The organism is Rothia sp. HMSC073B08 (genome assembly GCF_001812975.1).
GTDB classification, from domain to species: domain Bacteria; phylum Actinomycetota; class Actinomycetes; order Actinomycetales; family Micrococcaceae; genus Rothia; species Rothia mucilaginosa.
This window is the reverse complement of the sequence record NZ_KV811076.1, coordinates 3,172-28,541: the sequence shown is the minus strand read 5'-3', so window position 1 is coordinate 28,541 and position 25,370 is coordinate 3,172. Positions and strand designations below refer to the sequence as shown.

The 25,370-nt window shown below is 61.4% G+C and carries 22 protein-coding genes; 11 read left to right on the top strand and 11 right to left on the bottom strand.

The features are described 5' to 3' along the window. Window positions 1-6 precede the first annotated feature (6 nt). Entirely contained in the window at window positions 7-711 is a 705-nt protein-coding gene (locus HMPREF2884_RS05710; RefSeq protein ID WP_070616236.1) for a pyroglutamyl-peptidase I, read from the top strand. A gap of 128 nt (window positions 712-839) precedes the next feature. Here the strand turns inward: HMPREF2884_RS05710 and pgi are convergent, their stop codons facing one another. Continuing rightward, window positions 840-2,516: a glucose-6-phosphate isomerase gene (gene pgi / locus HMPREF2884_RS05705; protein ID WP_070616235.1), complete on the bottom strand. Its 1,677-nt coding sequence runs from the start codon at window positions 2,514-2,516 to the stop codon at window positions 840-842. Window positions 2,517-2,645: 129 nt separating this feature from the next. Here pgi and HMPREF2884_RS05700 point away from each other — a divergent pair, with 129 nt between their 5' ends. The 5 genes from HMPREF2884_RS05700 to dapC all read left to right on the top strand — a co-directional run bounded on the left by HMPREF2884_RS05700 (window position 2,646) and on the right by dapC (window position 9,590). After that, entirely contained in the window at window positions 2,646-3,578 is a 933-nt protein-coding gene (locus HMPREF2884_RS05700; protein WP_070616234.1) for an NAD(+) diphosphatase, read from the top strand. A gap of 210 nt (window positions 3,579-3,788) precedes the next feature. Beyond that, window positions 3,789-5,699 carry a translational GTPase TypA gene (gene typA, locus HMPREF2884_RS05695; protein ID WP_060824490.1) on the top strand — a complete coding sequence of 637 codons (1,911 nt, stop codon included), beginning with the start codon at window positions 3,789-3,791 and terminating at the stop codon, window positions 5,697-5,699. Between the two features lie 386 nt (window positions 5,700-6,085). Then, window positions 6,086-7,435, top strand: coding sequence for a PIG-L family deacetylase (locus HMPREF2884_RS05690; RefSeq protein ID WP_070616233.1), 1,350 nt, complete (start codon window positions 6,086-6,088; stop codon window positions 7,433-7,435). A gap of 501 nt (window positions 7,436-7,936) precedes the next feature. Continuing rightward, the gene (gene fdxA / locus HMPREF2884_RS05685; RefSeq protein ID WP_005505213.1) at window positions 7,937-8,257 is read left to right on the top strand and encodes a ferredoxin; all 321 of its coding nucleotides are present in this window, start codon (window positions 7,937-7,939) and stop codon (window positions 8,255-8,257) included. 193 nt (window positions 8,258-8,450) lie between these two features. Further along, window positions 8,451-9,590 (top strand): succinyldiaminopimelate transaminase, encoded by a 1,140-nt coding sequence (dapC, locus tag HMPREF2884_RS05680; RefSeq protein ID WP_070616232.1) that lies wholly within the window; start codon window positions 8,451-8,453, stop codon window positions 9,588-9,590. A gap of 119 nt (window positions 9,591-9,709) precedes the next feature. Here the strand turns inward: dapC and HMPREF2884_RS05675 are convergent, their stop codons facing one another. The 7 genes from HMPREF2884_RS05675 to dapD all read right to left on the bottom strand — a co-directional run bounded on the left by HMPREF2884_RS05675 (window position 9,710) and on the right by dapD (window position 16,702). Next, on the bottom strand, window positions 9,710-10,648 hold the full coding sequence (locus HMPREF2884_RS05675; RefSeq protein ID WP_005508486.1) for an amino acid ABC transporter permease: 939 nt from the start codon (window positions 10,646-10,648) through the stop codon (window positions 9,710-9,712). Continuing rightward, window positions 10,645-11,328 (bottom strand): amino acid ABC transporter permease, encoded by a 684-nt coding sequence (locus HMPREF2884_RS05670; RefSeq protein WP_060824495.1) that lies wholly within the window; start codon window positions 11,326-11,328, stop codon window positions 10,645-10,647. The genes HMPREF2884_RS05675 and HMPREF2884_RS05670 overlap by 4 nt, the downstream gene beginning before the upstream one ends. 20 nt (window positions 11,329-11,348) lie before the next feature. Continuing rightward, a complete protein-coding gene (locus HMPREF2884_RS05665; RefSeq protein ID WP_005508488.1) occupies window positions 11,349-12,179 on the bottom strand; it encodes a glutamate ABC transporter substrate-binding protein in 831 nt (276 codons plus the stop codon). A 15-nt stretch (window positions 12,180-12,194) separates the two neighbouring features. Further along, complete coding sequence (locus tag HMPREF2884_RS05660) at window positions 12,195-12,959, bottom strand: amino acid ABC transporter ATP-binding protein (RefSeq protein WP_049337287.1); 765 nt, start codon at window positions 12,957-12,959, stop codon at window positions 12,195-12,197. Window positions 12,960-13,334: 375 nt separating this feature from the next. After that, a complete protein-coding gene (gene galE, locus HMPREF2884_RS05655; protein ID WP_049341848.1) occupies window positions 13,335-14,348 on the bottom strand; it encodes a UDP-glucose 4-epimerase GalE in 1,014 nt (337 codons plus the stop codon). A gap of 225 nt (window positions 14,349-14,573) precedes the next feature. Next, a complete protein-coding gene (locus HMPREF2884_RS05650; protein WP_070616231.1) occupies window positions 14,574-15,458 on the bottom strand; it encodes a DUF4253 domain-containing protein in 885 nt (294 codons plus the stop codon). Between the two features lie 278 nt (window positions 15,459-15,736). Continuing rightward, window positions 15,737-16,702 (bottom strand): 2,3,4,5-tetrahydropyridine-2,6-dicarboxylate N-succinyltransferase, encoded by a 966-nt coding sequence (gene dapD, locus HMPREF2884_RS05645; protein ID WP_070616230.1) that lies wholly within the window; start codon window positions 16,700-16,702, stop codon window positions 15,737-15,739. A 101-nt stretch (window positions 16,703-16,803) separates the two neighbouring features. Between dapD and dapE the strand changes: the two genes are divergently transcribed. The 4 genes from dapE (at window position 16,804) to HMPREF2884_RS05625 (ending at window position 20,595) form a co-directional block, all read left to right on the top strand. Beyond that, window positions 16,804-17,982, top strand: a complete 1,179-nt coding sequence (gene dapE, locus HMPREF2884_RS05640; protein WP_070616229.1) for a succinyl-diaminopimelate desuccinylase — start codon at window positions 16,804-16,806, stop codon at window positions 17,980-17,982. A gap of 89 nt (window positions 17,983-18,071) precedes the next feature. Continuing rightward, window positions 18,072-18,452: a taurine ABC transporter substrate-binding protein gene (locus HMPREF2884_RS05635; protein WP_070616228.1), complete on the top strand. Its 381-nt coding sequence runs from the start codon at window positions 18,072-18,074 to the stop codon at window positions 18,450-18,452. Window positions 18,453-18,457: 5 nt separating this feature from the next. Continuing rightward, window positions 18,458-19,816, top strand: a complete 1,359-nt coding sequence (locus HMPREF2884_RS05630) for a hypothetical protein (RefSeq protein ID WP_070616227.1) — start codon at window positions 18,458-18,460, stop codon at window positions 19,814-19,816. 401 nt (window positions 19,817-20,217) lie between these two features. Further along, window positions 20,218-20,595: a twin-arginine translocase TatA/TatE family subunit gene (locus tag HMPREF2884_RS05625; RefSeq protein WP_005505243.1), complete on the top strand. Its 378-nt coding sequence runs from the start codon at window positions 20,218-20,220 to the stop codon at window positions 20,593-20,595. Window positions 20,596-20,683: 88 nt separating this feature from the next. Here the strand turns inward: HMPREF2884_RS05625 and HMPREF2884_RS05620 are convergent, their stop codons facing one another. Genes HMPREF2884_RS05620 through HMPREF2884_RS05610 form a run of 3 tightly spaced genes read right to left on the bottom strand, consistent with a single transcriptional unit; the run spans window position 20,684 to window position 24,087 of the window. Further along, window positions 20,684-21,886, bottom strand: coding sequence for a P-loop NTPase (locus tag HMPREF2884_RS05620; protein ID WP_070616226.1), 1,203 nt, complete (start codon window positions 21,884-21,886; stop codon window positions 20,684-20,686). After that, complete coding sequence (locus HMPREF2884_RS05615) at window positions 21,876-22,766, bottom strand: DUF1003 domain-containing protein (RefSeq protein ID WP_070616225.1); 891 nt, start codon at window positions 22,764-22,766, stop codon at window positions 21,876-21,878. Before HMPREF2884_RS05615 ends, HMPREF2884_RS05620 begins: the two co-directional genes overlap by 11 nt. Continuing rightward, entirely contained in the window at window positions 22,759-24,087 is a 1,329-nt protein-coding gene (locus HMPREF2884_RS05610; RefSeq protein ID WP_005508498.1) for a magnesium transporter MgtE N-terminal domain-containing protein, read from the bottom strand. The genes HMPREF2884_RS05615 and HMPREF2884_RS05610 overlap by 8 nt, the downstream gene beginning before the upstream one ends. Before the next feature lie 130 nt (window positions 24,088-24,217). Between HMPREF2884_RS05610 and HMPREF2884_RS05605 the strand changes: the two genes are divergently transcribed. Next, a complete protein-coding gene (locus tag HMPREF2884_RS05605; RefSeq protein WP_070616224.1) occupies window positions 24,218-25,204 on the top strand; it encodes a hypothetical protein in 987 nt (328 codons plus the stop codon). Window positions 25,205-25,370: the final 166 nt, after the last annotated feature.

The window sequence follows — 25,370 nt, the reverse complement described above, 5'->3', positions numbered from 1 at the left end:
TTGACTATGGCAACCACCCCCAACCAGGCACGCACCCTGCTGCTGACCTTCTTCGGCCCGTTCCCCGGCGTGCCCGTGAACCCCACCGTAGCGCTCGCCGAAGGTGCTCAGCGTCTGCTGGCCCGGATGCGCCCGGACCTGAATGTCATCACTCGGGAGCTGCCCGTTAGCTACGACGGTTCCAGCACCGCCCTGCGCGCCGCCCTGCAGGATGTGCAGCCCGATGCGCTCATCAGCCTGGGTGTGGCGGTTGGCCGCGACGTGGTCAGCCTCGAACAGGTCGCTATCAACCTGGACTCCGCCGGTATTGAAGATAACGACGGCGACCAGCGCTGTGATGAGCCGATCGCTCCGGGCGGTCAGGAGGCGTACTTCTCCTCCCTGCCGGTGCGTGCCAGCTTTGAGCGTCTGCGTGCGGCGGGGGAGCCGGTCGAGATTTCGTACACCGCCGGAACCTACGTGTGCAATCACGTGTTCTACGAGGGCCAGCGCATCAGCCGCGACCTGGGGCTGAGCATCCCCGCCGGATTCGTGCACGTGCCTGCAACCTGCGCCGACGGCGAAGAGGCCACCGAAGGCACCGGCATGACCGCCCACCGTGACGCCGGTGGCGTGGTCCGTGACGAGCAGGGCATCCCGCAGCTGCCCGAATCCACCGTGGTGCGCATTATCGCTGAGGTTGCCTCCGACACCCTGCCCGCCGTGAACTAGCAGCACGGTATAGAGCTAAAACCCGTATAACAAAACCGCCGGATAGCCTCCCTAACTGGGAGCTTATCCGGCGGTTTGTGCATCCTATACCCGCAGGCCATAAAACCCTCGGGGCTATGTTTGAGCTACTACTTGGTGCGGTTCTTCAGGTAGTAATCAATCAGCGAGGCGGTCGAAGAATCCTGACGAGCCAGAACCTCGCGGTCACCCTCAATAGCGGGAACCAGGTCCAGCGCCAGCTTCTTACCGAGCTCAACACCCCACTGGTCGAAGGAGTCAATACCCCAAACAACACCCTGAACGAAGGTGATGTGCTCGTACAGGGCAATCAGGGAGCCCAGAACGCGCGGGGTCAGGCGCGGCGCCATGATGGAGGTGGAGGGGCGGTTGCCGCTGAAGATACGTGCGTTGACCACGTGCTCTGCGGTGCCCTCTGCGCGAACCTCTTCCTCGGTCTTGCCGAATGCCAGAGCCTGAGACTGTGCGAAGAAGTTAGCCAGGAACAGCTCGTGAACGTCCTGCTCGCCGTCCTTGGTCGGGTGGACCGGGTTAGCGAAGGCAAGGAAGTCCGCGGGAATCAGGCGGGTGCCCTGGTGGATCAGCTGGTAGAAAGCGTGCTGGCCGTTGGTGCCGGGCTCGCCCCAGAACACTTCACCGGTTGCGTAGTTGACGAAGGAGCCGTCTGCGCGAACGGACTTGCCGTTGGACTCCATGGTCAGCTGCTGCAGGTATGCGGGGAAGCGGTGCAGGTACTGGTCGTAGGGCAGAACCGCGTGGGTTTCTGCGCCGAGGAAGTTCACGTTCCAGATGTTCAGCAGACCCATGAGAACGGGTACGTTCTGAGTCAGGGGAGCGGTGCGGAAGTGCTCATCCATTGCGTGGAAGCCGGCGAGGAAGTCAGCGAAAACCTTCGGGCCGAAAACGATAGCCAGGGAGGTGCCGATCGCGGAGTCTACAGAGTAGCGGCCGCCAACCCAGTCCCAGAAGCCGAAAGCGTTCTCGGGGTCAATGCCGAATGCTGCAACCTTATCCAGCGCGGTGGAGACAGCCACGAAGTGCTTAGCCACAGCCTCGGATACTTCCTTACCTTCCAGAGCGCCAGCCTCAGCCAGTGCGGACAGCAGCCACTCGCGTGCCACGCGCGCGTTGGTGAGGGTTTCGAGGGTACCGAAAGTCTTGGATGCGACGATGAACAGGGTGGTCTCGGGGTCCAGGCCGGAGACCTTCTCAGCCACGTCGGTCGGGTCAATGTTGGAGATGAAGCGTGCGGTGATGCCTGCGTCTGCGTAGGGCTTGAGAGCCTCGTACACCATGACCGGGCCCAGGTCGGAGCCACCGATACCGATGTTCACAACGGTCTCGATGCGCTTGCCGGTGATGCCGGTCCACTCGCCGCTACGCACGCGCTCAGCGAATGCGTAGATCTTCTTCAGCACGGCGTGAACGTCTGCGTCTACGTCCTGGCCGTCAACGGTCAGCGCGGGGGTGTAACCCTCGGGGCGGCGCAGCGCGGTGTGCAGTACTGCGCGGTCCTCGGTGACGTTAATGTGCTCGCCGGAGAACATTGCCTCGCGAGCCTGCTCCAGCTTGACCTCTTCAGCGAGCTTGACCAGCAGCTCAAGGGTTTCGGAGGTAATCAGGTTCTTGGACAGGTCGACGTGCAGTTCGTCGGCGGTGAAGCTGAGCTTCTGCGCGCGTTCCGGGTCAGCGGCAAACCATTCGCGCAGGTTCGGGGTGAGAGATTTGTGGTGAGCGGACAGAGCAGACCACGCGGAGGTGGTCGTAGGGTCAATAGAAGTAGTCATGCTTCCATTCTCTTATTTTCAGGTGCCTCTGTCATCTCTTTCGAGAGTGATATGGGACGATACGGCGAAAAAATCGAAACCTGGCACCCTATTGTGGGCCTTACAACATCAAGATGTAGAGTAAAACCTATGACTTCTTCACCTGAACACACACCCGCTGACACTCACACACCGCGCTACTTGCTCGTCTCCCGCGAAGGGGAAACCCTCCTCAGCGATGACGGAACCCTGCACTACCTGACCGGTAACGATACTGCCGAGCCGCTGACCGAAGAGGCTATCCTTGCGCGCAGTGTAATTCGCCCCGCCGCCTACGGTGCTGACGCCCAGAAGAATAGTGAGGCAGAGGTGCACGTGCTCTACTGTGAGGATGAAACCCTCGCGCAGGTCGCCGCCGACCTGAACGACCCTCGGGTGCGCGCCTCCACCAGTGGTTTCCGCTACTATCCGGTCCACGACGACCCGGAAGGCCGCGCCCACTACGCCACCGCCCTGGCACGCCGCGACTACCTCATCGACATGCGCTACTCCGCATACAGCGGCGAGGAGGCGCCCCTCGGTTCTAAGGGTATCCGCCGCACCGCCTCCGGCGAGATGGTATTCCCCCGCATCGAACCCGCCGTCATGGCGCTGGTGACCAGCCGCGACGGCGAGCGCGTACTGCTGGCGAATAACCGCCAGTGGCACCCCAACCGCTTCGCCCTCATCGCCGGATTCGTTGACCCCGGCGAAAACCTCGAAGAGGCAATCGCCCGCGAAGTCTACGAAGAAACCGGTCTGCACGCCCTCAGCACCGAGTACCGTATGAGCGATGTGTGGCCTTTCCCGCGTTCGCTCATGATCTGCTACCGGGTGCGCGTGGATGAGAATGAACCCATCATCCATCACGATGGTGAGATCCGTGCCGCCCGCTGGTTCACCGCCGCTGAGTTGCGTGAGGCGATTGCTATTTCGGAGGAGCGCGGCAACAGCGACGAGGACGACCCCGCCAAGCTGGAGTTGCCCGGCACGAACGCCGTTGCCCGCCGCATGATTGATGAGTGGCTCGCAGAAAAGCCCTAGTGATACACTGGTAGCTAAGCCCAACGGAGGGGGGTCCGTTTTGGCGTGCCCGGAAACGCTCTCATCGCAGAGCGGGTCCACCGGCATACACTCCAACCGGCAAACACCCCCAGATAACCTATCTGAAGGTACTGCCCCGTGACCCCCGCGCCTTCTAGAGCGCACCCGTTGGCAAGACTATCCCCTAGATTTAAGCGAGAAACTTAACGCATGTCTGAAAACACCGCTTCGCGCCCCGACCTTCGCAATGTGGCCATCGTGGCACACGTTGACCACGGCAAGACCACCATCGTCGACGCGATGCTGCAGCAGACCCACGCCTTCTCTGCCCACGCAGATGTTGAAGACCGAGTCATGGACTCCGGCGACCTCGAAAAGGAAAAGGGCATCACCATTCTGGCGAAGAACACCACCGTGTTCTACAACGGCCCTTCCGCCAACGGTGAGACCATCACCATTAACGTTATTGACACCCCCGGCCACGCCGACTTCGGTGGCGAGGTGGAGCGCGGCCTGTCCATGGTTGACGGCGTTGTGCTGCTCGTGGACGCATCCGAAGGTCCGCTGCCCCAGACCCGCTTCGTGCTGCGTAAGGCACTGGCTGCTAAGCTGCCCGTGATCCTCGTGGTGAACAAGGTTGACCGCCCCGACTCCCGTATCGACGAGGTTGTTGGCGAGTCCATGGACCTGCTGCTCGGCCTGGCATCTGACCTGGCGGACGAGGTTCCCGACCTGGACCTGGACGCTGTGCTGAACGTTCCGGTGGTGTACGCATCCGGTAAGGCTGGCGCTGCATCCCTGAACCAGCCCGCAGACGGCCAGCTGCCCGACAACGACGACCTTGAGCCGCTGTTCAAGACCATCATCGAGCACGTGCCCGCCCCCACCTACGACCCCAACGAGGTTCTGCAGGCACACGTGACCAACCTGGACTCCTCCCCGTTCCTGGGTCGTCTGGCACTGGTCCGTATCTTCAACGGCACCCTGAAGAAGGGCCAGACCGTTGCGTGGGCACGTCACGACGGCGAAATCAAGAACGTCCGCATCTCCGAGCTGCTGGCTACCAAGGCTCTTGAGCGTGTTCCCGCAGAGTCCGCTGGCCCCGGTGAGATCGTCGCAGTGGCTGGTATCGAGGACATCACCATTGGTGAAACCCTCACCGACGCTGAGAACCCCAAGCCCCTGCCGCTGATCAAGGTGGACGATCCCGCGATCTCCATGACCATCGGTATTAACACCTCCCCGCTGGCTGGCCGCGTCAAGGGTGCAAAGGTCACCGCACGTCAGGTGAAGGACCGCCTGGACCGCGAGCTGATTGGTAACGTGTCCATCAAGGTTCTGCCCACCCAGCGTCCGGACGCGTGGGAAGTTCAGGGCCGTGGCGAGCTCGCCCTGGCTATCCTCGTGGAGCAGATGCGCCGCGAAGGCTTCGAACTGACCGTGGGTAAGCCCCAGGTGGTTACCAAGACCATCGACGGCAAGGTCTACGAGCCCATGGAGCACATGATCATTGACGTGCCCGAGGAGCACCTGGGTGCTGTCACCCAGCTGATGGCTGCGCGTAAGGGCCGCATGGAGAACATGTCGAACCACGGTACCGGTTGGGTCCGTATGGAGTTCGCTGTTCCCGCACGTGGTCTGATTGGTTTCCGTACCCAGTTCCTGACTGAGACCCGCGGTGCCGGTATTTCTTCCTCCTACTCGATTGAGCACGAGCCCTGGGCTGGCGACATTGAGTACCGCACCAACGGTTCGCTGATTGCTGACCGTGCCGGCGTGGTGACCCCCTACGCGATGATTAACCTGCAGGAGCGCGGCACCTTCTTCGTTGAGCCCACCTCCGAGGTGTACGAGGGCATGATCGTTGGTATGAACTCCCGTGCAGACGACATGGAAGTTAACATCACCAAGGAAAAGAAGCTGACCAACATGCGTTCTTCGACCGCGGACAACTTCGAAAACCTGACCCCGCCGAAGAAGCTGACCCTGGAAGAGTGCCTGGAGTTCGCTCGCGAAGACGAGTGCGTTGAGGTGACCCCCGAGGCGATTCGTATCCGTAAGGTCATCCTGGATTCCAACGAGCGTGTCCGCGAGTTCCGCCGCCGCGCCCGCGCGAACTAGTACAGCGCGAACTGATAGCGCGTTAGCGACTCACCTGCTGTAGTGGGTGTCGTTGCCCGAGCGCTGTCGTTGTTCAAGAGCCGCCGCTGCCTTCTGAAGAGGAGGTAGCGGCGGCTCTGTTTAAATCTCAGGCGCGTTCGGGAAGTACCGGCGGGGTAGGGCGGAGAGAAGAACAAGGAGAGCGGAGCGCTTCTGCTTTCTGCCTAAAACTGCTTTCGAAAAGCCTGAACACCCCGCGCTGTACATGCGAGTGTGTAAGATAAAATAATGCGCCTGCACGGTGGCGGCACCTGTCCGCTACTCAATGTCTGCCACTCAACGATGTAAATTGCCGGCGCGCTTTGACCGTCCAAGAAACCCAACCCTGCGTATGAGAGGGAAAGCCTGTGTCTGAAACCGAGAACACTCAGCCTGATTCTGCGACCCCCAGCTACCCCACGCAGGGTGAGCGCATCGCCCCCGGCTCGCGCCGTGACCTGCTGCCGAATAACTACGATGCGAAGAAGGCACGCATCCTGTTCGTGCATGCACACCCGGACGACGAAACCTCCTCGACCGGCGCGACCATGGCGTACTATGCGCAGAAGGGCGCGGAGGTGTACCTGCTGACCGCTACCCGCGGTGAGCTGGGTGAGGTCATCCCCGAGGAGCTGCATCACCTGGAGGTCGGTAAGCCCGGCTGCCGTGATAACGGTGAGGCGCTGGGCGAGTATCGCACCGGTGAGCTTGCCGGCGCTATCAAGGCGCTGGGCGTGAAGAAGCAGTTCTTCCTGGGCCAGGAACCCGCCGTCGCGGAGGGCGCGCTGCCTCTGTACCGTGACTCCGGCATGGCGTGGGGCCCGGAGGGTAAGCCCGTCGCCAACCCGGTGGCGGCGGAGGATTCGTTGACCGCGCAGCCGCTGGAGCCGCAAGCTCAGGCGCTGGTTGCCGCTATTCGCGCCCTCACCCCGGATGTTCTGATCACCTACGATTCGGACGGCGGCTACGGCCACCCCGACCACGTGCGCGTGTACGAGATTGTGCACCGTGCCCTGCAGATCCTTGAAGATGACGAGGACCGCCCGATTCTCACCTGGGGTATTGAGGGTGAGTTCGATACGGCTGATCAGCGCGTGCAGGCGGCAATCTACGGTGACGGCACCGCCAAGCGCAAGGCAATGGAGGCGCACCGCACCCAGATCACGGTGGTGGACGAGAAGACTTTTGAGTACTCGAATAAGGTGCCGCAGAAGATTTCTTCCGTGGAGACTTTCCGTGTGCTCGACGGTGACCCGACCGCAACCGTGCACCCGAAGCCGCAGGAGGCGGGTCTGGTGTCGAGCCTGCTGACCGGCTCGATTCTGGGTATTTTTGCCGGTATTGCCGGGTCGATTTACCACGCCTGGGTCGTGTACGCGGGGGATACCGCCCTGCCCCTCGGCTTGCTGGTGGCGTACCTGACGGTTTTCTTTACCGCCCTGTGGTGCGCCCTGTCGCTGCGTCGCGGCTACGCGGCGGCGGTCGTGGCTGTTGCGGCGTTCGTGACCGTGTACGTACTCGGTTACGGTCGCCCCGATTCGCCGTTTGTTCTGGTGAACCCGGGCCATTCGGCGATTGGTTTCTACGGTGCCCTGTGGTGGTTTGGCGCCCCGGTGGCGGCGATGCTGGGCATGCTCGTGTACACTCGCGCTCGCGTGAAGGACGCGCAGTATTTCTCGCCGCGTGCGGCGCATCAGCGTGCTCGCGCCAAGAAGTAGGCGCCAAGAAGTAGGCTGAGGCTCATCACTACGTCATAACCTAAGGGGAGGGGCGTTCCGGTTAGCCGGGACGCCCCTCCTGCTGTTTTGGGTGTTGCGCCGCTGCTGTCTTCTAAACCCGCCGGATAGAGGGCAATAGGAAAGAAAATGTATGCGTTATTCGGTGAATTGTGCGGGGTGGAAATAGCGGCGACTTCATCAAAAAATTCATGTGACGAAGATTTCATTTTTGGCTTAATCTATTTTTAAAAGCCAGCCGACTAGCAATAACGCAAAGAAATACCAGGTCAGCCTAGCCTAAAAAATACCCCCACAAACCCATGAGCCCACTGTCTGATACGCCACGAAAATACGGTTAAACAGCCGGTGCGCGATAGACTATACACAGACTTCCCCGCCGGGTACCACCTACTCGGCGGTTTACTCTGTAGATTTTGCCCTGCAGCAGACGACCCGCAGACCGGCGGGCACGGGGCGAACAGCTTCTAGAAAGGCACACCAATGACCTACGTAATCGCGCTTCCCTGCGTGGATGTCAAAGACCGCGCATGCGTTGAAGAATGCCCCGTCGACTGCATCTACGAAGGCGAACGCACCCTGTACATCCACCCGGATGAGTGCGTGGACTGCGGCGCCTGCGAGCCCGTCTGCCCCGTAGAAGCAATCTACTACGAAGACGACGTCCCCGAAGAGTGGAGCGAATACGTCAGCGCCAACGCAGACTTCTTCGACGACCTGGGTTCCCCCGGCGGCGCAGCAAAGCTCGGCCCCACAGGCAAGGACGTGCCCTTCATCGCGGCGCTGCCCCCTCGTGGCGAGTAATCCCTGCGGCGAATAATAGCGACAACCGCATAGACTGACCGCACCCGCTAATGGGTGCCAAGAGCCTCCATCACAGCACCCGGTGCCCACGCACCGTCTAGGCGCTGGAATGGAGGCTCTTGCTGTAGGCACGCCAGCGCACGGACGCTAGACTAAAATGACGAAAACTATTCCCAAGCAACCAGGTGACACAATGACTTACGGCCTGAACCTGCCCGAATACCCCTGGGAGGCGCTCGCCCCCTACCGCGCAACCGCGGCCGCCCACCCGGATGGTCCGGTGGACCTGTCCATCGGCACCCCGGTCGACCCGACCCCGCAGAACATTCGTGAGGCGCTGGCGGCTGCCTCCGATGCACCCGGCTACCCGACCACCCACGGCACCCCCGCCCTGCGTGAGGCTATTGCCGAGTGGTTTGCGCGCCGCCGCGGCGTGACCGGCCTGAGCCCGGAGGCGATCATGCCCACGGTCGGTTCGAAGGAGCTCGTGGCGTGGCTGCCGTTCCTGCTGGGTCTGGGCCCGGGCGATGTGGTCGTGTACCCGCGCGTTGCGTACCCCACCTACGATATGGGTGCCCGCTTTGCCCGCGCCGAGTCCGTGCCCGCCGATAGCCTGGATGAGCTGGACGCTGACACCCGTAGCCGTGTGAAGCTGATTTGGGTGAACTCCCCGGCGAACCCGAACGGTGTGGTGCGTACCGTGGAGCAGCTGCGTGAGATTGTGGCGCAGGCGCGTGAAATCGGTGCCGTGGTGGCGTCCGACGAGTGCTACGCGGAGCTCGGTTGGGGTGCCTGGGATGAGGCGCGCGGCGGTCAGTCGGTGCCGTCCATCCTGGATCCTCGTGTGTGCGATGGTGATTTTACCGGCCTGTTTGCCGTGTACTCGCTGTCGAAGCAGTCGAACCTTGCCGGTTACCGTGCCGCGTTCATTGCCGGTGCCCCCGAGCTGATGCCGAACCTGATTAATAGCCGCAAGCACGCCGGCATGATTGTGCCCGCCCCCGTGCAGGCTGTCATGATGGTGGCGCTGGCTGATGAGGCGCACGTGGCGGCGCAGAAGGACCTGTACCGTGCCCGCCGCGAGGTGCTGGAGGAGGCGATTACCGCCGCCGGTGGCCGCATTGAGGACTCTGAGGCTGGCCTGTACCTGTGGACCACTTTCGGTGAGTCCACCTGGGATTCCATTGGTCGCCTGGCGGAGCTGGGTATTATTGCTGGCCCCGGCGTGTTCTACGGCGAGGACGGCGAAGGCTACGTGCGTATTGCCCTGACCGCTTCTGATGAGGCGGTGGCGAAGGCTGCTGAGCGTCTGAAGGCATCGGCCGCTAAGTAGCCCCGACGGGTCTAACTAGCCCGCATAGCAGAAAGCCCCCGCACCCTCCCGAAAGGGGAGTGCTGGGGCTTTGCCGTATCTGCTGATAATCGTTGGCTGAGGAGCCCGAACGAGAAGGGTTACTTGCGGTCGCCGGGCAGAACGAACATCTGAACGGTCGGCGGGTTCGGGTTATCCAGAGCGTCCGGAATCAGGTTTCGGGTCACCTTTGCGGAGGTGCGCGACGCCAGCCTGTCCGTAATGCCGGTTGCTACAGCCGTCAGCACGAAGTTCACCGTCACGAAGAGTGCCGCCGCCAGAATCAGGGTCTGCAGCACGTTGCCGTCACCGGAACCGATGCGGCGCGCCGAAGCGAGCAGCTCGGGGTAGGAGATGATGTAACCGAGGGCGGTGTCCTTCAGAATCACAACGAACTGGCTGAGCATTGAGGGCATCATCGCGGTGAACGCCTGCGGAAGCAGGATCCGAATCAGCGTCTGGGTCGGGGTCAGACCAATCGCAAGACCCGCCTCGCCCTGACCGCGAGGAAGTTGCTTCACGCCCGAACGCAGTAGCTCAGCAATCACCGAGCCGTTGTACAGGGTCAGACCAATCACCACGGCGATGAAGGGCAGCTGAGCCGGCGGAAGGCCGCTGTACTTGCCCAAGAACAGCCAGAAGAAGATCATCATGATCAGCACCGGCACGGCGCGGAAGAACTCTACCACCACGGTGCCGAACCAGCGGATAACGCGGTACTGGGAGAGTCGAGCAATACCGAAGACCACACCGAACGCAACCGAGGTAACCACCGAAACCGCTGCCGCCGACAGGGTCGAGGCAAGGCCCGGCAGGTAGTAGGAGCTCCAGGCGCGGGCGGTGAACAGGTCAGTCCACTTTTCTGCCTCCAGCTGCCCCTTCTGACCCATCACGGTCAGCACATACACCGCAAATAGTGCAAAAAGGACTACCGCAGCAATGTTGAAGATGCGGATACGACGCTGCGCGATAGGACCCGGCTCGTCGAAAAGCACCGAAGAAGCGGCGCGGGTGTCATTACTGATAAAAGGGTTTTTCATCGCTTCACCGCCAGCTTACGGGATGACCAGGTGGTCAACGCACCAATGGGAACAACAATGATGACAAAGCCCATCGCAAACATGATGAAGATAGCAAGCACCATGTTCGCGTCGAACTCAATCATGGATTTCATCAGCCCGGAGGCCTCCGCCACCGACGCGACCGAGGCGACAGTGCTGTTCTTCGTCAACGCAATCAGAGTATTGCCGAGCGGGGTAATGGCGCCGCGTAGAGCCTGAGGGAAAATCACCAGGCGGGCGGTGTCGAAGAAACCCAGACCGATAGCGCGTGCCGCCTCAGCCTGACCCTTCGGCACGGTGTTCACACCCGAACGGATCGCCTCGCAGATAAACGCCGAATGGTAAATCGACAGGGCAATGACCGCGTACACGAAGAAGTTCGTGTCGAAATCGTGCGAGAAGGAGAGCTGGAACTGCGTCCACACACCCAAAATGGCGAAAGTCATCATGATGGTGAGCGGAGTATTACGGACAGTATGCACATAGGCGGTGCCCACCCAGCGCAGGGACGGGACGGGGCTGATGCGCATGAGCGCCAGCACGGTACCGAGGACGAACGAGCCAATAGCCGCCCAGAGGGTCAGCTCAATATTGGTCATGAAGGCGCCAACCACATCGTACTTGGACAGGAGGGCGCCGAGTTGGTCAAAGAATGACATTCGTGAACCTCTCTAGAGGCCTAGGCGCAGGAGGTGCCCAGGTGCGGCGGGTTGGTTTCGGTGTTGTAGTGGTAGCCGGTGCCTTCGGTGTACTTGGTGATGAGTTTCTCCCAGGTGCCATCGGCAACCATCTCGTTGATGGCGTTGTTCACGGCTTCGCACTTGTCGGTGCCCTTGGGCAGGCCCACGCCGTAGCGTTCGGTCGTGAAGGGGGAGCCGACCACTTTCAGCTTGCCCTTGTTCGCTTTGGTGGCTGCCAGACCGGCGAGGGTTATGTCGTCGGTGGTGACGGCGTCCACCACGCCGCCGTTGAGGGCGACCACGCAGTCGGAGTAGCTGTTCTGCTTGACTAGGTTCACGTTCTTGGCGAACTTGTCCTGCACCTTCTGGGCGCTGGTGGAGCCGGTCACGGAGCAGAGGTTCTTGCCGTTGAGGTCGTCGGGGCCCTTGATGTCGGTGTTATCGGCACGCACGAGCAGGTCCTGACCAGCGGTGTAGTAGGGGCCGGCGAAGTCCACGGTCTTCTTGCGGCTTTCAGAGATGGAGTAGGTCGCAAAAATCATGTCTACCTGACCAGTGTTGAGCATGTTTTCGCGGTTAGCGGCGGGGGATTCTACGAACTCAATCTGCTCTTCGGAGTAGCCGAGCTTGCCGGCGACGTAGCGTGCCACCTCCACGTCGAAACCGGTGTAGGTGTTGCCGTCCTGGTAACCGAGGCCGGGCTGGTCTACTTTGATGCCGATGCGGATCTTGTGGTCGCTGTCTGCGCTGGAGCATCCGGCGAGGACGCCGGTCAGAGCGAGGGAAGCTGCTGCGGCGAGTGCCGCGAGCCTACGTGAATATTTTTGCATGTCGGTCCCTCCGCTTTAGTGGTTGATGATCTTGGAGAGGAAGTCCTTGGCGCGCTCGCTCTTCGGGTTGGTGAAGAACTCGTCCGGGTGCGCCTCTTCGATGATTTCGCCGTCGGCAAGGAAGACGATGCGGTCTGCCGCCTTGCGGGCAAAACCCATCTCGTGGGTCACCACGATCATGGTCATGCCTTCCCTCGCGAGGGAGACCATAGTGTCGAGCACCTCGTTGACCATTTCGGGGTCGAGCGCGCTGGTGGGTTCGTCGAAGAGCATGACCTTGGGCTTCATGGCGAGTGCACGGGCGATGGCGACGCGCTGCTGCTGACCGCCGGAAAGCTCTGCGGGCATTTTGTGCACCTGGGAATCCACACCAACCTTCGCGAGCAGGTTCATGGCTTCTGCTTCTGCCTCTGACTTGGACATTTTGCGGATTCGGCGGGGTCCAAGGGTTACGTTATCGAGGATGTTCTTGTGCGCGAAGAGGTTGTATGACTGGAAGACCATGCCGACTTCGGCGCGGAGCTTGGCGAGTGCGCGGCCTTCTTCGGGTAGTTCTTGTCCGTCAATGGTGATGGATCCGCTGGTGATAGTTTCGAGGCGGTTGATGGTTCGGCAGAGGGTGGATTTGCCGGAACCGGAGGGGCCGAGGAGGACGACGACCTCACCTTTTCCCACGGAAAGGTTGATGTTCTTCAGAACGTGGTTGGTGCCGTAGTACTTGTTGACGTTGGCGATTTCGATGAGGTTTTTCTGCGCTTCGGGAGCTGCCTGTGCGGACATTTTGAACCCTTTCACGTGAGGTGCGTCTATGATGCGGGTTGTCTGTATGCTGAGTTTTCAGCTTACGCCTCATACGGTTTTCTGTCTGCAAAATATTCACTTTACTGTGTAAGCAATGTGAATTTTTAAGCACGAATGCATAGTTATAGTATTTTTGACGTAAAAATATGGGTAAAAAATACCCCATCTTCACAAAAGGCTCTGACTAGGGAATATATTCTCCCCTTTTTCTACGTACTCACGAGGTGTCAAACGCCTTTGGGGAGGTAGTCACGACTTGGTAAAAATTTCGAAAAAAGCGCAGAAAAGTGCCCGATAGGTGAGATAACACCTATCGGGCACTCTTCAACACCCCTCACAAGGGGCTAAAACAGCTTAGGCTTCGTAACCGTTGGGGTTGTTCTTCTGCCAGTTCCAGTGGTCGCGAACCATGGTCTTAATGTCGCGGCTAGCGCTCCAACCCAGATCCGCCAGAGCAGAGGAAGGATCAGCGTAAGAGACCGCAACGTCACCGGGGCGACGATCCACAATCTTGTACGGCAGCTCCTTACCGCACGCCTCCTCGAACGCGTGCAGAACCTGCAGAACCGAGTAGCCGTTACCGGTACCCAGGTTCCAGGTGTGCAGGCCGCCGTGCTGGGTAATGTAATCCAGCGCCTTCAGGTGGCCGTCAGCCAGGTCAACCACGTGGATGTAGTCGCGCACGCCGGTGCCGTCAACGGTCGGGTAGTCGTTACCGAAGACGTTCAGGTGCTCGCGGCGACCCACAGCAACCTGCGCAATGAAGGGCACCAGGTTGTTCGGGATGCCCGCCGGGTCCTCACCGATACGGCCGGACTCGTGCGCACCAACGGGGTTGAAGTAACGCAGCAGAGCAATGTTCCACTTGGAATCAGAAGCAGCCAGGTCGACCAGCATGTCCTCGATGTGCTCCTTGGTGCGGCCGTAGCAGGACTGCGCATCCATGTTCATCTTCTCGATCAGAGGCATGGACTCGGGCTCACCGTACACGGTAGCGGAGGAGGAGAACACGATGGAGTGGCAGTCAGCCTCGTCCATTGCGTACAGCAGGTTCAGGGTGCCAGCCACGTTGGTCTGGTAGTACCACAGCGGCTTCTCAGCGGACTCGCCCACAGCCTTCAGACCCGCAAAGTGAATCACAGCGTCGGGGCGAACCTGCTTGAAGAGAGCCTTCATACCTTCGAGGTCGAGCAGGTCAACCTTGTGGAACTCGGGGGCGCGGCCAGCGAGTTCAGCGACGCGCTTGAGGGACTCCTCGGAAGAGTTCGCGAGGTTATCCATGACGACGACGTCGTGGCCTGCCTTGAGCAGTTCAAGTACAGTGTGGGAGCCGATGTAGCCGGCGCCGCCGGTAACGAGTACCTTCATGATGTCCTTTCGGGCTTTATATATCCGGAAAAAGTGCTCCGGATGGGGGACAAAAGCTGTTGAGCTGTATCTAATGGTACAGCCGTGCATGCGGTGTAAGTACTGCGGAACACTGTGCGCTTGTGCACTCTGATGTGAGCACGTGGGAGGCGTTATTGAGGTGTGTCGACACTCGCCTTTGCCCAGCGCCTGAATCCGCGTATTAGCTGATTTCTGAGTCGACCTCTAATCCCACCAGAAATACCACTGGCGGCTCTGGTGAATAAACTCCGTCAGCTGCTCAAAATCCTCAAACACCTGGAACGGAAGATCGGAACAAAACGCGAACTGCTCGACCGCCAGATTCTTCGCCTCGACCGGGTCGGTGACGGGGCGTTCCACCAGAAACTCCAGGCAGTCAGCACCGTCAAGAGCCGCCGGGATGGCACCGTACTTTTCACGCCAATAGTGGGTGAATGCCAGCTGCGTTTGAGCGTCCGGGCAGTCATTCCAGCCGCCGAAGGGCAGGTACGCGGGAATATCGGCGGGGTCATCGGTCGGAATCTGTAGCAGGAGCATCTCGCCTTTCTCTTCTTCATCCAGGAGCTCATAGCAGAGCAGGGCAGAAAGAGTCGGGGCGTCATCTTCGGGCTCCTCATCGGGCAGAAGATCGGAGCTCATAAACTCGTCAATAAGCTCGTTGAGGTTGAAGTCGTCCGGGTTGTCCTCGTGAGTCTCTTCGCCATCGTCGGCAACCCGGCGCAGCTGCTGGGCAATGACTGCGCTGCCATACTCTTCGGCGGAGGCACCACCCCGGGCGGTACGGTAACGCTGCAGGACGGCACGAGTGTAGGCGCTCACCTGCTCGGGGGTCAGAGTCTCAACATCGTCAATGATGTCGTGTTCAAGGGACACCGCAATGACCATGCTTTCAAGCACCGTATCGTTTAGGTTCAGGAAGAAGGGAACGAACCCCTCCGCACGCCCCAGCTGAGCCAACTCATCGTAACGAGCCATGGCATCAGCGGCAGGAGCGCCCATTGGAATACGCTCGTGCGGGTAGGGGAAAAGTCGCATAAAGTGCCGGTAGGTTTCGCTCATCGTCGACTCTGACTTAGTTGATTCAGACATCTGAGTTCCTCTCTGAACTGTACAAGGGGTCAGTCATGGCGGGTGCGCTGTACCCGGTACTACCAGCCTAGCGAAAGCCCGAGCATCCCGCCCTGAAAACGGTCATCGTAGCCGCCGCGGATTCGCGCCCAGCCTGTAAGAGCGGCGGACGAGGGAACACCGGGCGCAGAAAAGGGGCCGGGATGCTTCACACATCCCGACCCCTAAAGCCGATCCCTAAAGTTCGCGGGCCGACCCCCAACGTTTGCAAGGGCAACCAGCGCTAGTTCAGCTACAGACTAGTTCAGGTGCAGCGCCTCGTTCAGCTCCACGGTGTTCTTCGCACGCGGCAGAACCTCAATCGCGCCGCTAATCGAATTGCGGCGGAACAGCAGATTCGACACGCCGGACAGCTCCGCAGCCTTCACCACACGCGCCTCCTGACCGGGCAGCAGAACACTCACGCGCGAACCGGCGGTCACGTACAGGCCAGCCTCAACCACGCAGTCATCACCCAGGGCAATACCGATACCGGACTCCGCACCCAGCAGAGAACGCTCACCAATAGACACGCGCTGAGTGCCGCCGCCGGAAAGAGTACCCATCGTGGAGGCGCCGCCACCCACATCCGAGCCGTCGCCCACCACAACACCCTGAGAAATACGGCCTTCAACCATGGAAGTGCCCAGGGTACCGGCGTTGAAGTTCACGAAGCCCTCATGCATCACGGTCGTGCCGGACGCCAGGTGCGCACCCAGGCGCAGACGGTCACCGTCGCCAATGCGCACGCCGGCGGGAACCACGTAATCCACCAGACGCGGGAACTTATCAATGTGGCTCACGCTCAGGTGGCCCAGCTTGCGCAGACCAATCGCCAGCTTCTGGAACTCGGTGGCAAGCACCGGGCCGTGGTTGGTCCACGCAACATTCGCTAGGGTGCCGAACAGGCCGTCCAGGTTCAGCTCGTTGGGGCGGACCAGAGTGTAGGAGAGCAGGTGCAGACGCAGGTACGCGTCGACTGCGTCTTCGGGCGCCTCATCCAGGTTGATGGAGGCGGTGCGCACCTCGGTGCGGGCATTGCGCGCCGGGTGCTCAGCGACCAGTTCCTCCAGCTCGTCCGCGATGGACAGGTCGGGGGTCTGGGTCAGGGAGGGGGCGGGGAACCAGGCATCTAGGACGGTGCCGGCGTGCTCGCCAGAGACAACAACATTGACCAGTGCAACGCCGGAGGCGTAACGGGGAGTGTTTTCAGACATGCCTTCCATTATAGTTTTGGGGCTTGGTGTCTCTCCAAGACCGTCTCATATGCTCGATATGGAAGTTGTGGGCGCGGGTGTGTGTACCGGGGAACCTGTAAGGTGGAAGGATGAGCGTTTCCCCGAATATTTCTGAGCGTCACCCTGTACCGCAGCCGCCCCTGAACCTGGACGTGTCCATGCCCGAGCTGACCCGTGCCCTGCTGGATTACGAGTCGGTTTCCGGCAATGAGCAGCCAATTGCTGACGCCGTGCACATGGCGCTGTCGTTCTGCCCGCACCTGCACCTGACCCGTGACGGGGACGCCATTATCGCCCGCACCGAGTTCCCGCCGCTGCCCGGCGCTGAGGGGGAACGCACCCGCATTATTCTTGCCGGTCACCTGGACACCGTGCCCCTGCCCACCGTTGAGGGTTCCCCGGGTACCGTGCCGTCCACGGTGCGTGAAGAAGAGGACGGGTACGTGCTCTACGGTCGCGGCGCCACCGACATGAAGGGCGGCGTGGCGGTTCAGCTGAAGCTCGCCGCCGAACTGACCGCGCAAGACACCGACTACAACCTGACCTACATCTTCTACGACAACGAAGAGGTCGCCAGCGAGCTCTCCGGGCTGGCACGCCTGATTCGCAACCACGGTGAGCTCATCACTGACGCAGACTTCGGTGTGCTGCTTGAACCGACCAACGGCACCATTGAGGGCGGCTGCAACGGCACCATGCGTTTCTTCGTGCGCACCCGCGGCCTTGCCGCCCACTCGGGTCGTGCATGGCGCGGCGAGAACGCAATTCACGCACTGGCACCGGCGTTGGCGGCGCTCGCCTCCTACGAGCCGAAGACCATCGCGGTGGAGGGCCTGGACTATCGTGAGGGTCTGAATGCGGTGCAGATTTCTGGTGGCGTTGCCGGTAACGTGATTCCTGATGTGGCGGCAATGCACGTGAACTACCGTTTTGCCCCGGATAAGACCCTAGATGAGGCTATCGCCCACGTGCGTGAGGTCTTCGCCGGATACGAGCTGGACTTTGTGGATCTTTCCCCGGCGGCACGCCCCGGACTGGACACCCCGCTGGCGGCTTCCCTGATTGAGGCTGTGGGGCAGGAACCTCAGCCGAAGTACGGTTGGACGGACGTGGCGCGCCTGAGCGAGATCGGTATTCCCGCGGTGAACTTCGGCCCCGGTGACGCTCTGCTGGCTCACACCGATAACGAGCACGTGAGCTTTAGCCAGCTGACCCGCTGCCACGCAGATTTGCGTGCCTGGCTGCTCAGCGACCGCGACGAGGACTAGCCGCGGCGCTGATTCTGCCGGTGCTGGCGCTACTATTTGAATTTAGGTGACCGTCAGGGGTTGACGGTCCTGCATGATATGAGATTGACATGAACTTTCTTCTGATTCTGCTTGCCCTGCTAATTTCGGGCATCGCGGTGCTCTCCGTCGTGGCGCTCTCCAATGAGCGTGCCGTGCCCGGTGCCGCGTTCTTCAGCGGCGTGGGCCGTGATGGTTTGGGCACCTTTGATCGTGTGGAGGATTTCGGCTTTATCGCTCCTCTCGTCGGTGCTCCCGAAGATGACAAGGCACTCGAGAACGCACCCGCTGCGGAGGCTGCCGCTTCGGCTACAGAATCTGCTGATGCTAACGTGGCTGCCGCTGAGCCGGTTCGCCGCGGTGCGGTTCCCCTGTCTGATGATGCGGAGAGCACCTTGAGCGCGCATGACTTTGTGGAGAAGCGGAAGAACCCGCAGGCTGAGGGGAACTAACGCCCGTGAGTGTTTCGCCTGAACGTAATAGTGATTCCCCCGCGTATTCTCCTGTGCAGGGTGCCGCCACCCCCGCCTCCGGCGAGGAACGGAGCGAGTCTTTTGATGAGCTTCTGACCTGGGCGTACACCGCCGCCGGTGAGCGCCTGCACCGGGTGGGGGAGCGTCTGCGTGCCCTGCCCGCGTGGCTGTCGGTGCTGCTGATTTACGGTCTGTCCCGCGTGTGGGGCTTCATCGTGTTTGCCGTGGTCGGTCAGCAGCAGTTGCGCAGCCCGTGGGGTCAGCACCTGGATTATTTGTCGTTCATTAGCATCTGGGACGCCGGCTGGTATGAGCAGATCGCGGTACAGGGCTACCCGAGTGAGCTACCGGTGAATGCGGCGGGTGTGGGTCAGCAGAATCAGTGGGCTTTTTACCCGATTTTCCCGCAGCTTTCCGGTGCTATTAGCCATGCGACGGGCATCGGGTACTATCCGGTGGCGGCGACGGTTGCTCTGCTTGCCGGTTTTGCGGCGGCGTGGGTGATTTACCTGCTGTTTGAGGCGTCGTTGAAGGCGACCGGTTTCACAAGTGAGGAGTCGCCTTCTGCCCTGTCCATGTGGGCTGTGGCGTTGGTGTCGTTCTTGCCGGTGGCGCCGGTGCTTCAGGTTCCGTATGCGGAGTCGCTGAACCTGGTGTTCCTTGCCGGCGCGCTGCTGTGCCTGGTTCAGGGACGCTACGGCCTGCTGGTTCCTGTGGCGGCGTTGGCGTGCCTGTCCCGCCCGGTGGGTGTGCCCCTGGGTGCGACAGCCGGCCTGTGGTGGTTTGCATGCTGGGTGCGTTCGAGCCGCCAGTCGGGTATGGGCACGGCGTTTGTGCGTCATCTGGGGCAGCTGGTCAGCGCCTTGGTGGTGTGTGCGTGTGCGCTGGTGTGGCCTGCGATTGCGTGGTGGGCTACGGGCCGTGTGGATGCGTACACCGCCACGGAGACGGCGTGGCGCGGTACCCATTTGGCGCCGATTCAGCCGTGGCTTTCACAGGGGTACCTGTACTTTGGGTATGTGGCTCCGGTGTTGCTGACTGTGCTGATTTTGGGTTTTATTGCTTTGTGTTTGAGCCCTCTGGTGCGTAGGGTTTTGGCGGCTCCGTTGAACCTGTGGTGCCTGAGCTATTTTGCGTATTTGATTCTGTTTTTGAATCCGCAGTCGTCGACGTTCCGTCTGCTGTTGCCGTTGTTCCCGTTGGTGATTGTGGCGGCGGCGGCGAGCCGTTCGCGGGCGTATCGTTGGGCGTTGCTGGTGGCGGGTGCGTGTGCGCAGTGGGGCTGGGTTGGCTGGCTGTGGCATTGGAAGCAGCTCCCCGGCGGTGGGGACTACCCGCCGTAAACCGAATATCGTGACTGGAGACCGCCGGTGCGCTGCCGGCGGTCTTTTGCGTTCGGGAGGCGGGCGTGCCTGCGGCTGGAGCCGCAGCGTTTTAACCCGGCGGTGGAGATTATCCACCGTAAACCGCTGAATCTATCCAACGGATGTTTGAGAGCGCCGGTGTGCTGCCGGCGGTCTTTTGCGTTCGGGAGGCGGGCGTGCCTGCGGTTGGAGCCGCAGCGTTTTAACCCGGCGGCGGAGATTATCCACCGTAAACCGCTGATGTGGTGTTCTTAGCCGTGGGCGCAATGCCCCTCTGCGGTGCTGTAGCGTACGCCTTCTGCTTGTCCAGAGCTTAAAGACACGTCCAGAAAGCGCCGCGGGTTCGGCGGTGCTGGCTCGGAACTGATAATCTATATTCTGTGTTTGGTATTAGTGGCACCGAGTTGATTATTTTGGCCATCATCACGTTTGTGGTGATTGGTCCCGAACGCATGCCCGAATACGCCCGACAGATTCGTGAATTCGTCAAGACCGTGCGCCGCATGGCGTTCGACGCGAAGGATGACTTCAAGGAAGCCCTGGGCGAGACGGGCCTGGAAGATATTAACTGGCGCCAGTACGACCCCCGCCAGTACGATCCGCGCGTGATTGTGAAGCAGGCGTTCGCTGAGGATGACGCCGAGCGTGAGCGTGAGGCGAAGGAACGTGAAGAGGCGTTGCTGAAGGAGAAGGAAAAGTCGGAGAGCCGTGCTCTTCCGCGAGGCGCATACGCCCCCTTCGACGTGGACGCCACCTAAGATTTTGAAATGAAAGAACCCCGCACCGTGATGGTGCGGGGTTCTTTCTGTATCAGCTTTTGGCCGTCAGCTTCTAGATGCTCAATCTCTAGACGAAGAGCGGCAGGCTCTGACCCGCCCGCGACTCGCCCGACTGCAGCAGCTGCGAGGCGATGGACTGAATCTCTTCGGCGGTGGGGGAGTTCGGGTGGCTCCAGACCACCGGGGTGCCCTCGTCGCCGCCGGTACGCAGGTTCACATCCAGCGGGACAGAACCGAGCAGCGGTACCGGGTAGGAGAGCGCCTCCGAAAGACGCTCAGCGAGCACCTGACCGCCGCCAGAACCGAACATGTCGAGCACGGTACCGTCCGGCAGGGTCATGGCAGCCATGTTCTCCACCACGCCCACGACCTTCTGACCGGTCTGCAAGCTCAGGGTACCGGCACGCTCCGCCACATCCACCGCGGCGTGCTGCGGGGTGGAAATGAGCACCAGCTCCGCATTCGGTAGCAGCTGAGCCATGGAGATGGCAATATCGCCGGTGCCAGGCGGCAAATCGAGTAGCAGCACATCCAGGGCGCCGAAGTGCACGTCCATGATGAACTGCTCCAGAGCACGGTGCAGCATGGGGCCGCGCCACGCCACCGGCTCGTTGCCCTTGAGGAACATGCCGATAGAAATCACGCGAATAAAGCCGCCGCTGACCTTCTGCTCACCCCAACGCTGGGCGGGGGTGGGAACGTCCACGGTCGGCGGAAGAATCAGGTCATCCAGGCGGGTCGGGGCGTCGGTAATACCCAGCAGACCCGGAATGGAGAAGCCGTGCACATCCGCGTCAATAATTCCCACCGCAAGCCCGCGCGAAGCGAACGCGGCGGCAAGATTCGCGGTCATGGAGGACTTACCCACACCACCCTTACCGGACACCACACCGAACACGCGGGTCAGCGAACCGGGCGCGGTAAACGGGTTGGAACGCTCCGGCTTGAGCATCGAACGCAGAGCGGAACGCTGCTGCGGGTTCATCGCACCCACCTGCAGCTGCACACGCTCAATACCCTCAACGGTGGCGGCGGCGTCACGAACCTGCTGCTCGATGGTGTTCTTCAGCGGGCAACCCTCAATGGTGAGTAGCACCGTGACCTCAGCCCAGTGGCGGCCGGGAATCGGCTCACCGTGCTCATCCAGTTCAGGATGCACGAGCGCAGTCTCCACCATGCCCAGCTCCGTAATGGGGCGGCGCAGTTCGGGATCCTCGACGCGGGCGAGCGCCGCGTAGAGCGCATCCTGCAGGGGCGAATTAGCGGTCACGGGCGTCTCCCTCACGGGCGCGCTCTGCCTGCTGGGATCCGCGGCTCTGAGGCTGACTCAAATCGCCTCGGTGGGGATCCTGCGCGGAGTCCTTCGCGGGGCGTTCAGCCTTGTCAGGTGCCTGCTCGGTACCGTTCTCGGTGCCCTCAGCGTCCTGCTCCTCAGCGTCCTTTTCCTCCCCCTCGGAGATATCGATATCGTCGATAGCCTCCTCCAGGTCCTCAATGTCCTCACTGATGTCCTGCAGCTGCTCGGCGTGACGCTCCTGCTCCTGCGCAATGTTCTGCAGTTCCTCAAGAATGTCACGCAGCTCGCTACGAACGAAGTCACGGGTCGCAACCTCACGCAGAGCAATACGCAGCGAAGCAATCTCGCGGGTCAGGTACTGGGTCTCCTCCAGGTTCTGCTGGTCACGCTTACGGTCCTCGGACGCCACCACGCGGTCGCGGTCATCCTGACGGTTCTGCGCCAACAGCAGCAGGGGGGCAGCGTAAGAAGCCTGCAGGGACAGCATCAGGGTCAGCAGGGTGAAGTTCAGGCTACGCGGGTCGAACTGCATCTCCTCCGGCGCCAGGGAGTTCCACGCCAGCCACACGCCACAGAAAATGGTCATCCACATCAGGAACTGCGGGGTACCCATGTAGCGTGCGAAGCCCTCGGTCATGCGGCCGAAAGCGTCCGGGTTGGGGCTCGAGAACAGCTTCGGCTTGCGGGTGCCGGGGGTGCTCAGCTGTGAGTCGCTACGCTGCGGGCGGGAGTCGCCACGCTCGCGGTTGCGTTCAGCGTACTTCTTCTCCAGGCGGTCCTTGAGGATGCGCGCCTTATCGATGCGGGGGTTCTCTTCGGTACGGTTTGCGTCGCGGCGGTTCGATTCAGGCAAAGCGTCGTCCTACCTTTCGTACGGGAGTTCCATCATCGTAAGTGCGCCAGTCTTCGGGCAGGAGCGCATCGAGCACGTCGTCGATGGTCACTGCGCCTACCAGGCGGTGCGATTCGTTCACAATGGGAACGATGGTCAGGTCATAGGTCGCCAGCACGCGTGCCAGCTCTTCCAAACTTGCCTGGTCAGAGACAGGCTCAGTGTCGGTATCGAGGATGTGACCAATCGGCTCGCTCGGCGGCACACGCAGCAGCTTCTGCATGTGCACCAGACCCAGGTACTTGCCGGTCGGGGTTTCCAGGGGCGGGCGGGTCACCATGACTGCAGCCGCCATCGCCGGAGGGATCTCCTCGGCGCGGATGTGCGCGAGCGCCTCCGCGACGGTCGCCTCCGGGGAGAGGATGATCGGCACCGGGTTCATGAGCGAACCGGCGGTACCCTCGTCGTATTCGAGCAGTCGACGCACGTCGTCTGCTTCGTCGGGTTCCATGAGCTCGAGCAGCTTCTCGCGCTGGGCGTCGTCCAGCTCGATGAGCAGGTCGGCGGCGTCGTCCGGTTCCATCTCTTCGAGGACCTGCGCGGCACGCTCGTCGTCCAGGTGCGAGAGAATCTGCACCTGGTCCTCGGCGGGCAGCTCCTGCAGAACGTCCGCGAGGCGCTCATCCTGCAGTTCGGCTGCGATTTCGACCATGCGCTTATCGCTCATCTCGTGGATGGCGTCCGCAAGGTCGGCGGGCTTGGAGTTCTCATGGTTAGCGACGAACGCGGTTGCCGCCTGCGGTTCCACGTCGGTGGAGAGCACCGCCTCGTCCCAGTCGACGATGAGGGTCTCCTTGGAGCGGCGGCGCCACGTGCTGGAGGAGGAGCTGACGCGGGAAACGAACAGTTCGGTCACGCCCCAGTCGCCGTTGCGGCGCTGCTCAATGGCGACGTCCTCAATGACGGCGTCGCCGCTGCCGTCGAGCAGACGCACGCGGCGGTCAAAGAGCTCACCCACGATGAGAGTCTCAGAGTTGCGCTGTTCGAAGCGGCGCAGGTTCACCAGGCCGGTCGAAATGATCTGTGAAGCGTCGATACTTCGCACACGGGTCATGGGCATGAACACGCGTTTCTTGCCGAGCACCTCAACGATGATGCCGACAACAATGGGTTCGCTGCCCTTGGCGGGGCGGGCGCCCGCAATGGAAGCGCCCAGGCCGCGTTTGAGCACGACGACATCTCGGAGACGGCCGAGGCGGTCACCGAAGGGGTCAAAAACGTCGAGGCCCAAAAGGCGGGCAATGTAAATCTTGCTGGGGGTGCTGAACTTCGAATTGCTCACCTCTCTAGGGTACGCCCCGCCGCGGGGATTCGCACTTTGAGAAGCCTAATTGACCAGGTGTTCGCTACGCCTGTAGAGGAGCTGACTGCCCACCGGGTCCAGGGTTAGGGTGGGCGGTAGAATAGGAGCCATGACTTCTAACCTGCCGAATATTCCCTCGACCCCGCCTTCTTCATATCTGGCCTCGCGCCTGGCGCAGGCTCAGGGCAAGCCCCTGCCCGCCGGTGAGGCGATCGCCTCCTTCGTTCGTCACGATGATGCGCTCGCCGCTTTCGATGTGCTCAGCGAGCAGGATTATCCGGTCACGGCGCTGTACCTGGTCAATGACGGTATCCGCCAGGTGGAGTACCCGGTGCAGCCCGGTTATGGTCGTGCCCTGATTTCTGCGGCGATTCAGGGTGCGGTGATTGGCCTGGTGTTTTCGGTGCTGATGACCCTTGCCGGTGACTCTTTTATCTCTGAAGCACTCAAGTACGTGCCGCTGTCGGTTGCCGTGTTTGTGCTGTGGCAGATGTACGTTCTGCGTCGCTCCCATGGGGGTCGCTACCCGATGCGTACCGAGGCGATTCCTTCGCGTACCGTGATGTACGCTCTGCCGGAGTACGCTCAGGATGCACGCCGCGTGCTGGGTGCGCACCCTCGCTTCTCGGCGGCGGTTGCGGCTGCTCGTGCGGCGGCTGCCCCGGAAGCTTCGCAGGCGCGTGCCGCTCAGAGCACCGTCTCGATGAATGGTGCACCGGTTCCGACCGGCGCCCCGAAGGCACCCTCGTACCGTGCGCAGGCGGGTAGCCAGCCGGCGCCGAACCAGAACCTTCCCGAGCGTGATGCGACCGCGCAGAACGCGATGGCTCAGAGCGCGGCGCAGAACATGCCCGCACCGGTTGCCCCCGCTCAGCCTGCACAGCCCGCACAGCCCGCTCAGCCTTCCGAACAGGACCAGGCAAGCACTGACCAGGCAACCGCTCAGAAGTCAGATACGCAGAAGCGCCCGGCACAGCGGTACGGTCTGCGCGTGGACGACCCGGAAGAATACGCGAAGCTGATTCAGCCCAAGCCGCAGCGTCCGACTCCGCGCCCGCAGGGCCTGCACGATAAGTCCTCGCAGGAGTCCGAATAACTGAACCTGCAACGGCGGTAGCCACCCACAACAGCGGGAAACAGGCATAGAAGATACGCACCGTAGAAGACAGCACTTAGAAGACACGAGAAAGCCCCTCACCGAACAAATCGGTGAGGGGCTTTCCCCATCAGACGTTACTACGTAACTGGGGGGGGGGGGGGGG